The organism is Streptomyces sp. NPDC041940, from assembly GCF_055589465.1.
The window spans coordinates 195027-207500 of record NZ_JBVJBP010000002.1; the positions used below are offsets into that span (position 1 = coordinate 195027).

Genomic DNA, 12474 nt, shown 5'->3' on the forward strand with positions numbered 1-12474 from the left:
GGTCAGCGCCCTTCTTCGATCCAGGTGGCCTGCGGCCCGTCGAGCACGATGTCCCAGTGGTAGCCCATCGAGAACTCCGGCACCGACAGGCTGTGGTCGTATGTCGCGACCAGCCGCTGCCGGGCCGCGTCGTCCGTCACCGACTGGATGATCGGGTCGTAGGGGAACAGCGGGTCGCTCGGGAAGTACATCTGCGTCACGAGCCGCTGGGTGAACGCCGAGCCGAAGAGCGAGAAGTGGATGTGGGCCGGCCGCCAGGCGTTGACGTGCTGGCGCCACGGGTACGGGCCCGGCTGGACGGTGGTGAAGCGGTAGTGGCCCTCGGCGTCGGTCAGCGTGCGGCCCACGCCGGTGAAGTTCGGGTCCAGCGGGGCGTCGTGCTGCTCACGCTGATGGGCGTAGCGGCCCGCCGAGTTGGCCTGCCATATCTCCACGAGCTGGCCGCGCACCGGGCGGCCGTCGCGGTCCAGCAGCCGGCCGGAGACGGTGATGCGCTCACCGATCGGCTCACCGTCGTGCTGCCGAGTGAGGTCACAGTCTATTTCGGTGATGTCCCGCTCCCCGAACGCCGGGGAGGACAGCTCCACCAGCTCCGGATCCTTGCTGACGTCGATGGTGACCGGCGGCTGCTTGGGGTGCCGGAGCACCGAGGAGCGGTACGGCGCGTAGTCCCGCCGCGGCTGGTGCTCGACGGGCCCGCCCTCGGCGAGCCGCTTCTCGTACGCGGCGCGCTCGGCCGCGATCTCCTGATCGATGTCGTGCTGAGTGAGAGTCATGGGGTTCCCTGAAAAGGTTCGTGGGGTTCTCGCCCCCTTAGGGGCGCGGGGAACTGCGCGACGAGCCACATACGGCCCGCGGCCGAACGCTCAACGCTCCAGAACAAGCGCAAGCCCCTGGCCCACGCCGATACAAAGCGTGGCGACACCAACGCCACTGCCCCGCCGGGCAAGCTGATGGGCAACCGTCCCGGTGAGCCGGGCCCCGGACGCACCCAGCGGATGCCCGAGAGCGATCGCCCCACCCTGCGGATTGAGAATCGCGGGATCGAACTCGGGCCACTCGGCCACACACCCCAGCACCTGCGCCGCGAACGCCTCGTTCAGCTCCAGCACGGACAGGTCACCGAACCCCTTGCCCGCCTTGGCCAGCGCCCGGTTGACGGCCTCGACGGGAGCGAGCCCGAAGTAGTCCGGGTCGAGGGCGTTGACGCCGGTCGCGGAGATCCGGGCCAGCGGCTCGCGACCCGTGGCTCTCAGCCCCTCCTCGTCGACGAGGAGCAACGCGGCGGCCCCGTCGTTGAGCGGTGAGGCATTGCCCGCCGTCACCGTGCCGCCCTCCGTCCGGAACGACGGCTTCAGCTTGGCCATCGTCGCCAGGGAGGCATCCGGACGGACACACTCGTCGGCGGCGAAGGAGACCGGCTCGCCCTTGCGCTGCGGGACCGCCACGGCCGCCAACTCGGTCTCGAACAGACCGGCCCGCTGAGCCTCGGCCGCCTTCTCATGGCTGCGGAGCGCGAACTCGTCCTGCTGCTCGCGGCCGATCTTGTGCTTGTCGGCGATGAGTTCGGCGCTCTCGCCCAGCGGGATCGTCCACTGCGGCTCCATGCGCGGGTTGACCATCCGCCAGCCGAGAGTGGTGGAGTGCAGCTCGGTGTGCCCGGCCGGGAAGGGCTTGTCGGACTTGGGCAGCACATAGGGGGCCCGGGTCATCGACTCGACGCCACCGGCCAGGGCGATGGAGGCGTCCCCGACCGCGATCGCGCGGGCCGCCTGGATGACCGCCTCCAGCCCGGACGCGCACAGCCGGTTGACGGTCACGCCCGGCACCGAGGTGGGCAGGCCCGCCAGCAGGGCGGCCATGCGGCCGACGTTGCGGTTCTCCTCACCGGCGCCGTTGGCGTTGCCGAAGTACACGTCCTCGATCCGCGACGGGTCCAACTCGGGTGTGCGGGCGAGGAGTTCGCGGATCGCGTGCGCGCCCAGGTCGTCCGGGCGCACCGAGGCGAGGCCGCCGTTGTAGCGGCCGATCGGCGTGCGGACCGCGTCGACGATGTAGACGTCCTTCACTTCAGGCCCTCCGGCACGGTCAGTTCGGCGTCGGTCTTGGTGACGATCTCCCCGGCGCTCACACCCGGTGCGGTCTCGACTAGGACGAGCCCGTCCTCGGTGACGTCCAGGACGCCGAGGTCGGTGATGATCCGGTTCACGCACCCCTTGCCGGTCAGCGGCAGGGCGCACTCGGTGAGGATCTTGGGGGAGCCGTCCTTGGCGGTGTGGGTCATGACGACGACGACCGTACGGGCGCCGTGCACCAGGTCCATGGCCCCGCCGATACCGGTGATCAGCTTGCCGGGGATCGCCCAGTTCGCCAGGTCGCCCCGCTCGGACACCTGCATGGCGCCCAGTACCGCGACGTCGATGTGCCCGCCCCGGATCATCGAGAAGGACAGCGCCGAGTCGAAGAAGGACGCGCCCGGCAGGACCGTCACGGTCTCCTTGCCGGCGTTGATCAGGTCCGGGTCGACGGTGTCCTCGGTGGGGTAGGGGCCGGTGCCCAGGATGCCGTTCTCCGACTCCAGCACCACCTCCACGCCCGGCGGCAGGTAGTTCGGGATCAGCGTGGGCAGGCCGATGCCGAGATTGACGTACTGGCCGTCCCGCAGCTCGCGCGCGGCCCGCGCGGCCATCTGTTCACGCGTCCAGGCCATCAGTCGCTCACCGTCCGCCGCTCGATCTTCTTGTCCGCCGCCTGCTCAGGGGTGAGCGCGAGCACCCGCCGCACGAAGATGCCGGGCAGATGCACCGCGTCCGGATCGATCTCGCCGGGCTCCACCAGTTCCTCCACCTCGGCGATCGTCACCCGCCCGGCCATCGCGGCGAGGGGGTTGAAGTTGCGGGAGGACTTGTTGAAGACCAGGTTGCCGTGCCGGTCGCCCTTCGCCGCCCGGACCAGGGCGAAGTCGGTACGGATCCCGCGCTCCAGCACGTACTCCGTACCGTCGAACTCCCGGACCTCCTTGGGCGGCGAGGCCAGCGCGACCCCGCCCTCACCGTCATAGCGCCACGGCAGACCGCCGTCGGCGACCTGGGTGCCCACCCCGGCCGGGGTGTAGAAGGCGGGGATCCCGGCACCGCCGGCCCGCAGCCGCTCGGCCAGCGTGCCCTGCGGGATCAGCTCGACCTCCAGCTCCCCGGCCAGGTACTGCCGCGCGAACTCCTTGTTCGCACCGATGTAGGAGCCCGTCACCCGGGCGATCCGGCCCGCGGCGAGCAGGACCGCGAGGCCCGACTCCATCGCCCCGCAGTTGTTGGAGACCACCGAGACCCCGGCCACCCCGCGCTCGTACAGCGCCTGGATCAGCACGTTCGGCACACCGCTCAGCCCGAAACCGCCCACCGCGAGCGACGCACCGTCCGGCACATCGGCCACCGCCTCCAGGGCTGTGGCGACCACCTTGTCCATCCGGGAAGCCCCATCTCTTCCGAGCGCCTCGACCATAATTAGTCAGCGCACTGAGTATTTCCGTGAAGCTCCTTTCACGCTGCCATCGCCACAGCGGGGCGTCAAGACCTCGGAGTATGTGCCTCCGGTCGCCTGCGCAGTCGGCAGACAGCCGGGGAGCGGGTCGGTATTGTTCAGTGCACCAACGAAAACGACCGAGGGGTGCACATGGCGGCGGCCGACCTCACCACCCACCCCGGGCACCTGGCCCGGCGGCTCCAGCAGGCGCACTACCTGCTGTGGAACACGATGGTCTCCGAGGAGATCACCTCGCCCCAGTACGCGGTCCTCAACACACTCGTCGCCGAACCCGGGCTGGACCAGCGCACGGTGGGGGAGCGGGTGGGACTCGACCGGTCCACCATCGCCGAGGTGATCAGCCGGCTCATCCGGCGCGGACTGCTCGACAAGGTCCGTGACCCGCAGGACGGCCGCCGCTTCCTGCTGCGTCTCACGGAAGAGGGCGTACGCACCCACCGCAAGCTGACCGTGCGCACCGCCCGGATGAACCAGATCTTCCTCGCGCCGCTGACCGCCGAGGAGCAGACGGTGTTCTTCGACCTCATCCGGCGTGTGTCGGACGCGGCCGAAGGGCTGCGCAACCCGGGGGAGTCCCTGGTGGCGCCCCGCTGACCGGCGCGGCCCGCGCGGGCCGGTCAGGGCGCCTCGGCGTACACCACCCACACCTGGCCTTTCGCGAAGTTCACCGGTGTGCCGTCGCGGGTGGTGAACGCCGTACCGTCCGTGGCGTCCTCGCGCTCCCAGTTCACGTCGTGGGCGCGCCCGTCGCGCAGCACCTTCGCCTTTCCCGAGCCCACCGTCTCGGTGTACGGCGTGTTGTTGCCGAGGAAGTCCCGGAAGGCGGAGTCGCGCACCTTCACGTACTGCACGACGACCGTCGCGGCCGCCATCCGCTTGCCGTCCGCCGTAGTGGCGGGCGTGCCGTCCATGCCGACCAGCCAGCGGTCCCCGGAGTCCGACCAGGTGAAGGTGAAGCGGGCCGCCGGATAGCGCACCGTCTGCGAGGCCGTCGTGGTGCCGCCCGCCGGGGCGGAGCCGTAGCGGAAGCCGGTGGTCAGGGCGGACCGGCCCGGGGCTTGCGGCACGATCCGCTCGGGCCGCACATAGAGGTTGTGCGGGGCGGACCGGTCGGGGTCGCGGAAGAAGGCGTCGGAGGCGCTGCCCGGCGTCGCCGTTCGCAGCGGTGCCTTGTCGATCAGCGGCAGGAGCTTCGTCTGGGCGCCGGAGAAGGCGAGTGTGGGCCGGTCGAACTGGCGCAGCAGCTCCAGATCCGACTCACGGGCGCTGCGCACCGGACCGACCGCCTTCGGCAGCTTGGTCGCGTACACCGCCATCAGGCGGCTCAGTCCGCCCTCGACCTGCTCCACGTACACCACGTCCGCGGCGTCGACACCCGTGGGCGGGCGGGCCGAGGCGGCGTTGTCGATCTTGACGGCGAGTACGGAGCCGTCGGTCGGCGTGGGTGACGTGCCGCGCTCCGACGCGCCGCCCGAGCCCCGCCCGTCGTCGGGCGGCCCGCCCCCGCTCGTGCAGCCCGCCGCCAGGGCCGCCGTCACCGTGGCGGCCAGCAGCGCCGCCGTCGCCGCGGACCGCCGTCCGCGCGCATCTCGTCCCATGCCCACCGTCGCCACCGCGCCTCATGTCAGCTTCTTGTTCTGATTGTGCGCTTATCTGAGCATTGATGGCCATGTCCGATTGTTTCTGGGCGGACGGTGTCCTTGTCGCGTCCGTCGATCGGCTCAAGGTTCAGTGCGGGGCACCCGGGTACCCGGGCCTCTCCGAAACGGCCGAGCCGAAACGACCGACGCGCACGCCGACGGAGGGAGCGCGGGGCGATGAGGGCAGTGACCTGGCAGGGCAAGCGGGACGTGCGGGTGGAGAACGTGCCCGATCCGACGATCCAGGAGCCGACGGACGCGATCATCCGCATCACCTCCACCGGGTTGTGCGGGTCCGACCTGCATCTGTACGAAGTGCTCACGCCGTTCATGACACCGGGGGACATCCTCGGCCATGAGCCCATGGGCATCGTCGAGGAGGTCGGCGCCGGTGTGCCGGACCTCCAGGCCGGAGACCGGGTCGTGGTGCCGTTCCAGATCGCCTGCGGCAACTGCTGGATGTGCCTCACCGGCCTGCCCACCCAGTGCGAGACCACCCAGGTCAGCGGTGAGGGTATGGGCGCCGCCCTGTTCGGCTACACCCGCCTGTACGGCGCCGTGCCCGGTGCCCAGGCCGAGTACCTGCGGGTCCCACAGGCGCAGTTCGGCCCGATCAAGGTCCCGGAGGGCCCGCCGGACGACCGTTTCGTCTACCTCTCCGACGTCCTGCCCACCGCCTGGCAGGCGGTCGCCTACGCCGAGGTCCCGCAGGGCGGCAGCGTCGCCGTGCTCGGCCTCGGGCCCATCGGCGACATGGCCTGCCGCGTCGCCCGGCTCCGGGGCGCCGGACGGGTGTTCGGCGTGGAGCTGGTCCCGGAGCGACTGCGCCGGGCGAAGGCACGGGGCGTGGAGACGTTCGACCTCAGGTCCTTCGACGACGAGAAGGAACTCGTCGCCGCGATCCGCGACGAGACCGACGGCCGCGGCCCCGACGCCGTGATCGACGCGGTCGGCACGGAGGCCCACGGCAGCGCGGCCGCCCGCATGGTGCAGAACGCCGCCACGATCCTGCCCCACAAGCTGAGCGGTCCGATAGCCGAACGCTTCAGCGTCGACCGTCTCGCCGCCCTCCACATGGCCATCGACCTGGTCCGCCGCGGCGGCACCATCTCCCTGTCCGGCATCTACGGCGGCACTGCGGACCCGCTGCCGCTGCTCACCCTGTTCGACAAGCAGGTCCAGATCCGGATGGGCCAGGCCAACGTCCGCCGCTGGAGTGACGACATCGTCCCGTACCTGACCGACGAGGACCCGCTCGGCGTCGAGGACTTCGCCACCCACCGGATGCCGCTGTCGGAGGCCCCGCACGCGTACGAGATGTTCCAGCGCAAGCAGGACGGCGCGGTCAAGGTGCTGATGCAGCCCTGAGCCTCGCTCAGACCCCGAGGATCTCCGCCAGGTCGTAGCGGGCCGGCTCCTGCAGTTGCGCGTAGGTGCAGCTCTCCGGGGTCCGGTCCGGGCGCCAGCGGCGGAAGCGGGCGGTGTGCCGGAAACGCTGCCCGTTCTCCATGTGGTCGTACGCCACCTCGGCGACCCGCTCCGGCCTGAGCGGCACCCACGACAGATCCTTCCGGCCCGACCAGCGGCTCGGCGCCCCGGGCAGCCGGGCCTTCTCGTGCGCGGCCTCCTCGGCCCAGGCCGCCCACGGATGCCCCGCCGCGTCGTCCAGCCGCAGCGGCTCCAACTCCTCCACCAATTCGGCACGCCGCTTCATCGGGAAGGCCGCGGACACGCCCACGTGCTGGAGGGTGCCCCGGTCGTCGTAGAGGCCGAGCAGCAGCGAGCCCACGACGGGGCCGCTCTTGTGCAGGCGGTACCCGGCGACGACCACGTCCGCCGTGCGCTCGTGCTTGATCTTGAACATCGCGCGTTCGTCCGGGCGGTAGCGCACCGTCAGAGGCTTGGCGATGACACCGTCCAGGCCCGCCCCCTCGTACTGCTCGAACCACTGCCGCGCCACCTCGATGTCGGTGGTCGCCGGCGCCAGGTGCACCGGCGCCGTCACCTCCGCCAGCTCCCCGGCCAGCCGCTCCCTCCGGTCCGTCATCGGGACGTCCATCAGCGACTCGTCCCCCAGCGCCAGCAGATCGAAGGCGACGATCGAGGCCGGCGTCCGCTCCGCCAGCATCCGCACCCTTGAGTCCGCCGGATGGATCCGCTCCGTCAGCGCGTCGAAGTCCAGATGCCCCTCCCGCGCGATCACGATCTCCCCGTCCACCACACAGCGCTCCGGCAACAGCTCCCGCACGGCCGTCACCAGCTCGGGAAAGTACCTGGTCAGCGGCTTGCCCGTACGGCTGCCGAGCTCGACCTCGTCCCGGTCGCGGAACACGATCGCCCGGAACCCGTCCCACTTCGCCTCGTACTGCATGCCCGGCGGGATCTTGGCGACCGACTTGGCGAGCATCGGCTTCACGGGGGGCATCACCGGCAGGTCCATGGTGCATTCACCTCCCCTTACTACTGAGGGTGACCCGGGAGTTCGTTCTCATTTTTTGTCGTCCATTCCGGTGGATTCCGCTTGGGGAGTGCCTCCATCCGTGCCCTGATCTTGTCGAGTTCCGTCCCCGAGGAGGCCGCTCAGTCCCTGCTCAACGGCCGCCCTGGTCGACTCGTCCGAGTTCGGGCTACAGATGCCCGTACACGTCCAGCGTGACGGCTGCCGACGCGTGGCCAAGCCGCTTCTGGACGACCTTGACGGACTCTCCGTGCTTGATCAGCAGTGAGGCGTACGTGTGGCGGAGCGTATGCAGGCGTGGTCCCTGCCGGAATCTGCTCTGTGCCCTGATCGGCAAGGATCTTGTTCGCGTCGCCCACCATCTTCCGCCATGTCCTCGCCCACGGCGACCGCTGCACCGGCTCACCCGCGGCCGTCGTGAACACCAGCCGTACCCGGCGCTCCCGCCGATTGCCGTCGGTCGTGTCGGCCATGGCCTGAGAACGTGCCGGGAACCTCTTCAGGTGGGCGCTCAGGGCGGTCCGTGACGGCCACCGGCACCGGTACCACCCTGCGGCTACCGGACGACTTCACAGGAGCGATGTAGACGCCCTTCCCGTCGATCACGGACACCTGCTGTCGTACGACGATCTCCCCGTCCCGGACGTGCCCCGGTTCGAGTCCGCACAGCTCACCCTGCCGCAAGCCCGACGCCGCCGTCAGCAGGATCGGAGCCCGGTACCGATCGGGTGCGGCATCAGCCAGCGCGGACACCTGGGCGACCGACAGGGGAACGATCTCCTTCGCCGGTACGGTCGGCAGCCGGACACGGTCCGCGCGGCCTCTGGAGTCGCAAGGGGACAGCGGTATGTACTCACCGACGGCCCAGGCGAACACGGCTCGCAGCGTTCCGTCCACGACTTCGAGTGTGGAAGGGGCGAGGACGGCGGCCCGGTCGGTCACCCACGCCTGTATGTCTGGCTTGCGGATGGCCCCGATTTCCAGGTTGCCGAACGCCGGAAGGATGTGCAGCTTCAGGGCGCGGTCGGTGTTCGCGAGCGTTGAAGGACGGTGCTGTATTCCGCTCGCAGTCTGCCATTTGGCGGCGACTTCCCGGAAGGTAGCGCATTTGCCTCCACGCCGGGGGCTGAGTCATGTGCGTGCCACGACAGGCCCAGCCCAGGGGCGTCGAGCGGCAGCAACGGGCCACAGAGCCCCCGTATGTGGGGGGGCTACAGGGCCTGTCGCGCCTGGCTGATCACCCGCTGGGCGTCGGCTCCGTACACGGCCGACTCGCGCAGGGTCGTCCACACCCGCGTGTACGTCGAGACGCTGTCCTGGTCGTTGATCCACAGTTCCGCGTGCCAGTCCTCGACGATCACGAGTCGCTCGTCGTACATCACGAACCCGTTCGCGGGCGGGATCTTCAGCGACGCTGAGAACGGGATGACGCCCAGGTGCACGGTGTCGAGACCGACGATCCCCGTCAGGCGGTCGAGCTGGGCGGCCAGCACGGAAGGCGGGCATATCAGGGACCGGAGCCCGGCCTCGCCGACGAGGATATTGAACCGCTTGCCGGAGTCGTACAAGCCTTCCTGCCGCTTCAAACGGGCGCGCACGGCCTCCTCGGTGTCCCGCTTGGAGCGGTGCAGTTCGGCGTACCGAGTGAAGATCGACCGAGCGTAGTCGGCTGTCTGGAGAAGACCTGGGACCATGGCGCCCTGCCAGGCGTGGAAGACCTTGGTCTGGGCATGCTCGGCGTTCAAGGTGTCCTGTACCGGCCGGTGTCCTGCGGCCAGTTGACGACGCCAGGACCGGTAGTCGGATTCAAGGCCCTTCAAGCGCGCGGTCAGTTCGCCGGCCGCCTCGGGGTTGCCCGTCGCCTCGGCCCATGCCCGCAGATCTTCGGCTGTCGCGGTCTGCCGCCCGTTCTCCAGCTTGGACACCTTTGACTGGGTCCAGCCCAGTAGCTCCGCGAGCTGGGTACCGGTGAGACAGCCGTCCGGGCAGGCTCGGCGGAGTTCGCGGAGCCTGTCGCCGAGGGCCGCCCGCGCCCGTTGGAAGTCTGTGCTCACCGGTACCCGCTCGACGCTTACAGTCCTGCCGCGAACTCTTCGAACGGCATCGCATAGTGCCAGGCGGCGTCCCGCACTTGGGCGTACCGCACCACCTCAGCTGGCTCGGTGATCAGCTCCACGTCGACAAGGTGGTCGGCGTCGTCGAAGTTGAGCAGGGCGACCAGCCGCGAGTCGAAGATCCAGAAGTCCTCGTCGGGGAGCTGAAGGCGCAGAGCCTCCGCCCGCGACAGGTTCCGGATCTCCTCGCCGACGGCGCTGTTCCGCTTCGCGTTGTCGAGAAGGTAGAGCTGCCCCGTGGTGGGTGGATCGTCGACGACACGGACGCGCTCGACGCGCTTGCCCTCGGAGGCCTGCCTGCGCCGGTTCTCGCACCAGGGGTCGTCAAGATCCCACCGTGCCGCGCCGGTCTCGACGAACTGGGCGTAGGTGTCGGTGGTTTCGTCGCTCGCGTACCGGTGCCGGGTCTCCAGACGCCATGCGGTGTGCTGGAAGGTGGTGAACAGCTCGCCGAAGGCGTCCAGGTCGATGATCTTCGCTTCGCGGGTCACGTCCTTGGGTCCCCAGTCCACCAGCAGCTCTCGCGGTACAACGATCGGTACCTCACCCTCGCCGAGGTGTCGGAGCCGGGCGACGTCTTCCGGATCGGTGAGCGGCGGTCCATGGACGATGACCTCCCCAGTGTCCAAGTCCTCGTGTACGGCAGGGCAGCCGTCGTTCCCGGAGCCAGTGCCGTTGAAGCGCAGCCGTCGCGTCATGGGGCGTCCAACCTCTCTCAATGGAAGGATGACCTGTCGGGCTACAGCGTGTCGTGTGCCGTACGGGAAAGTCGATGCATGCCCAGCCTCTGCGAGAGAATAAACGGGAATATCGCCTCGCGGCCCTCAACGCTCCCTCTCTAGCGTCCAGTCCATGGAGCGACGACAGCAGACAAGCGAGGCGAGGGCACGGCTGGCCGAGGCGATCGAGCTGTTCGGCGCTGACGGGCGGTTGTGCGTCTTCAAGGACCCCGACGATCCGGGCGGCATCCCAGCCGAAGGCGCCGACCTGCCTCCGCTCACGCGGATGAGCGAGAAAGTGGCGGAGGCCAACGCGCGGAGCCGGGGAGAGATCCTCTGATGGCGTACAGGGAGCGACGGCAGACGTATCCCGATCCGATCCCCGTGGTCTTGCCTGTGGGCTTCAATGCGTGGTTGCTGGACTGCGCGCCCGTGAAGGACTGCAAGACGTGTCAGTCCGAGTGGCGGAAGCTCAACGCTGCGAAGAACGCAGGCAGCATCGCCCAGGCTGCCAGACATGCCACGGCCGTCCGCGACCATGCCGGTGGCGTTCACTCGTGACGAGGTCCAGGACTGTCAACGCCCGAGTCGCATTTCAGAAAATGACGGTGTGTCGTACTCGACATATGCTCCAATGGAGTCATGACCGCTCCCAGGCTTACGAAGCCGACCATTGCCGTGCTGGAGGTGCTGCTGGCCGCGACGGACGACGCCCCCGCATGGGGGCTGAGTATCTGCCGTGACGCGGACCTCGGCTCCGGCACCGTGTACCCGATCTTGGATCGCCTGCTGGAGCGTGGTTGGGTAGCGAGCTACGCAGAGTCGGAACCGCACCCCGCTCGCCCGCCGCGCCGCTACTACGAGCTTACTGGGGCGGGTCGCGCGAGTGCCGTTGCCGCGCTTGACGCTCGCCGCAAGCGTCAGGCCCGCCTGGGCTTTGCTGGGGGTGCGCTTTGAAGCGCATTGGTTCGGCTGTGGCCGCTTCTGGGCCAGCACTGCTGTTGGCGATGGAGGCCTCGCCAGCGATCACTCAGGCGGTCAACTCCACTTCGAAGATCCTTGAATTCTCCACGGGGGTCTTCTGGATCGACTTTGCACCGATACTGCTTGTGGGGCTGATGGTCGCATGGGGCGTCTGGTCTGAGCGTAGGAGTATCTATGACTGGCTGCGTGGCATCGACTGGCGCGCGCAGTGGAGGAAGTTCAGTCGAGCGGTAACCGTCCGCAATATCCGTTTTGCGGGCATCTTCCTCGGGATGGCGGCCCTAGCGGTGACGCTCATGGAGCTGATCGAGTGGCGGTATGGCGCTGCTGGATTCTTCGCAGTGCTGCTCTTCTGGCTGGGCTCCATCTTTCGGACGCTGAAGTCGCGATCATCGGTACGTGCTCAGCGGTTGGCAGGGCTTGCTGCAGCGATCGCAGGGCCGAGGCGACCGCATCTCCGCGATGAGTGGACGGCCATTCTGTCCTCTGGCACCGACTCCGATGTCTCGCTTCTCCCGGGTGAGCAGCGACGCCTTGCCCGAGGCTTCGTTCTTGCAGCTCTCAAGATGCGCCTTCACGATCTGGTCCGGCCGCTGTGGCACCCGGTCGATTGGCTGCTCTCGAAGGACTCGCGGACGAACGGCGTTATCGCCACCGTGGTCGGCGCACAGGCGATCTACATCGTGGGTGACGGCGGCCTTCCGGCCCTCGTGACGGAGGTCTGGGAACCGTGCGGCATCCTCGGCGCAGGCCTCTACGTCGTGGCCCGATGGCTGCGCCGGGTGCGCGGCATCGAACTCGCGGCCACGAGCCCTCCATCAGAGGAGTAGAGCCGCGAAGAAAATGTGGCTCGACACAGATTGCTCTCCTGCGCAGGCCGAGGGGCTTGCCTAGGTCAGCTTGACTAAGTCCCGCCGGTTCGCCGATCTACGCGACCCGGTCCGGCCATGAGCGGCGGGATCCCGAACCCGAAGGCCTTACATCGGCCCCCGCCCGCCCCGCCGCGCACGCCAGGC

15 protein-coding genes and 1 pseudogene are annotated in these 12474 nt (G+C 69.1%); 6 read left to right on the forward strand and 10 right to left on the reverse strand.

Going from position 1 to position 12474, the window contains the following annotated elements; genetic code table 11:
- Positions 1-2: 2 nt before the first annotated feature.
- The 4 genes from pcaH to ACZ6I3_RS05535 all read right to left on the reverse strand — a co-directional run bounded on the left by pcaH (position 3) and on the right by ACZ6I3_RS05535 (position 3465).
- Positions 3-776 (reverse strand): protocatechuate 3,4-dioxygenase subunit beta, encoded by a 774-nt coding sequence (gene pcaH, locus ACZ6I3_RS05520; RefSeq protein ID WP_469411971.1) that lies wholly within the window; start codon positions 774-776, stop codon positions 3-5.
- Positions 777-866: 90 nt separating this feature from the next.
- Positions 867-2069: a thiolase family protein gene (locus ACZ6I3_RS05525; RefSeq protein ID WP_469411973.1), complete on the reverse strand. Its 1203-nt coding sequence runs from the start codon at positions 2067-2069 to the stop codon at positions 867-869.
- Positions 2066-2710, reverse strand: coding sequence for a CoA transferase subunit B (locus ACZ6I3_RS05530; RefSeq protein ID WP_469411975.1), 645 nt, complete (start codon positions 2708-2710; stop codon positions 2066-2068). The genes ACZ6I3_RS05525 and ACZ6I3_RS05530 overlap by 4 nt, the downstream gene beginning before the upstream one ends.
- On the reverse strand, positions 2710-3465 hold the full coding sequence (locus tag ACZ6I3_RS05535) for a CoA transferase subunit A (protein ID WP_469411976.1): 756 nt from the start codon (positions 3463-3465) through the stop codon (positions 2710-2712). The genes ACZ6I3_RS05530 and ACZ6I3_RS05535 overlap by 1 nt, the downstream gene beginning before the upstream one ends.
- A 207-nt stretch (positions 3466-3672) precedes the next feature.
- On the opposite strand from ACZ6I3_RS05535, the gene ACZ6I3_RS05540 reads away from it, so the two are divergent.
- Positions 3673-4137: a MarR family winged helix-turn-helix transcriptional regulator gene (locus ACZ6I3_RS05540; protein WP_399016704.1), complete on the forward strand. Its 465-nt coding sequence runs from the start codon at positions 3673-3675 to the stop codon at positions 4135-4137.
- 23 nt (positions 4138-4160) lie between these two features.
- Here the strand turns inward: ACZ6I3_RS05540 and ACZ6I3_RS05545 are convergent, their stop codons facing one another.
- Positions 4161-5141, reverse strand: a complete 981-nt coding sequence (locus ACZ6I3_RS05545; RefSeq protein ID WP_469411978.1) for a DUF3048 domain-containing protein — start codon at positions 5139-5141, stop codon at positions 4161-4163.
- 219 nt (positions 5142-5360) lie between these two features.
- Here ACZ6I3_RS05545 and ACZ6I3_RS05550 point away from each other — a divergent pair, with 219 nt between their 5' ends.
- Positions 5361-6551 carry a zinc-dependent alcohol dehydrogenase gene (locus tag ACZ6I3_RS05550; protein WP_469411980.1) on the forward strand — a complete coding sequence of 397 codons (1191 nt, stop codon included), beginning with the start codon at positions 5361-5363 and terminating at the stop codon, positions 6549-6551.
- A gap of 7 nt (positions 6552-6558) precedes the next feature.
- On the opposite strand, the gene ACZ6I3_RS05555 is transcribed toward ACZ6I3_RS05550, so the two are convergent.
- Together ACZ6I3_RS05555 and ACZ6I3_RS05560 are read right to left on the reverse strand one after the other, a co-directional pair.
- A complete protein-coding gene (locus tag ACZ6I3_RS05555; protein ID WP_469411982.1) occupies positions 6559-7623 on the reverse strand; it encodes an ATP-dependent DNA ligase in 1065 nt (354 codons plus the stop codon).
- 187 nt (positions 7624-7810) lie between these two features.
- A complete protein-coding gene (locus ACZ6I3_RS05560; protein WP_469411983.1) occupies positions 7811-8047 on the reverse strand; it encodes a tyrosine-type recombinase/integrase in 237 nt (78 codons plus the stop codon).
- Between ACZ6I3_RS05560 and ACZ6I3_RS05565 the strand changes: the two genes are divergently transcribed.
- On the forward strand, positions 7984-8121 hold the full coding sequence (locus ACZ6I3_RS05565; RefSeq protein ID WP_469412506.1) for a hypothetical protein: 138 nt from the start codon (positions 7984-7986) through the stop codon (positions 8119-8121). The genes ACZ6I3_RS05560 and ACZ6I3_RS05565 overlap by 64 nt on opposite strands.
- Positions 8122-8556: 435 nt before the next feature.
- On the opposite strand, the pseudogene ACZ6I3_RS05570 reads toward ACZ6I3_RS05565, so the two are convergent.
- The 3 genes and pseudogenes from ACZ6I3_RS05570 to ACZ6I3_RS05580 all read right to left on the reverse strand — a co-directional run.
- Positions 8557-8700: pseudogene (locus ACZ6I3_RS05570) on the reverse strand (N-terminal phage integrase SAM-like domain-containing protein); the annotation flags it as partial.
- A 152-nt stretch (positions 8701-8852) separates the two neighbouring features.
- Entirely contained in the window at positions 8853-9695 is an 843-nt protein-coding gene (locus ACZ6I3_RS05575; RefSeq protein WP_469411985.1) for a helix-turn-helix domain-containing protein, read from the reverse strand.
- 17 nt (positions 9696-9712) lie between these two features.
- Positions 9713-10453: a DUF6879 family protein gene (locus ACZ6I3_RS05580; protein ID WP_469411987.1), complete on the reverse strand. Its 741-nt coding sequence runs from the start codon at positions 10451-10453 to the stop codon at positions 9713-9715.
- A 154-nt stretch (positions 10454-10607) separates the two neighbouring features.
- Between ACZ6I3_RS05580 and ACZ6I3_RS05585 the strand changes: the two genes are divergently transcribed.
- The 3 genes from ACZ6I3_RS05585 (at position 10608) to ACZ6I3_RS05595 (ending at position 12288) form a co-directional block, all read left to right on the forward strand.
- Positions 10608-10814, forward strand: a complete 207-nt coding sequence (locus ACZ6I3_RS05585; RefSeq protein WP_469411988.1) for a hypothetical protein — start codon at positions 10608-10610, stop codon at positions 10812-10814.
- A gap of 302 nt (positions 10815-11116) precedes the next feature.
- Entirely contained in the window at positions 11117-11431 is a 315-nt protein-coding gene (locus ACZ6I3_RS05590) for a PadR family transcriptional regulator (protein ID WP_469411990.1), read from the forward strand.
- Entirely contained in the window at positions 11428-12288 is an 861-nt protein-coding gene (locus ACZ6I3_RS05595) for a hypothetical protein (RefSeq protein ID WP_469411992.1), read from the forward strand. Before ACZ6I3_RS05590 ends, ACZ6I3_RS05595 begins: the two co-directional genes overlap by 4 nt.
- Positions 12289-12474 lie beyond the last annotated feature (186 nt).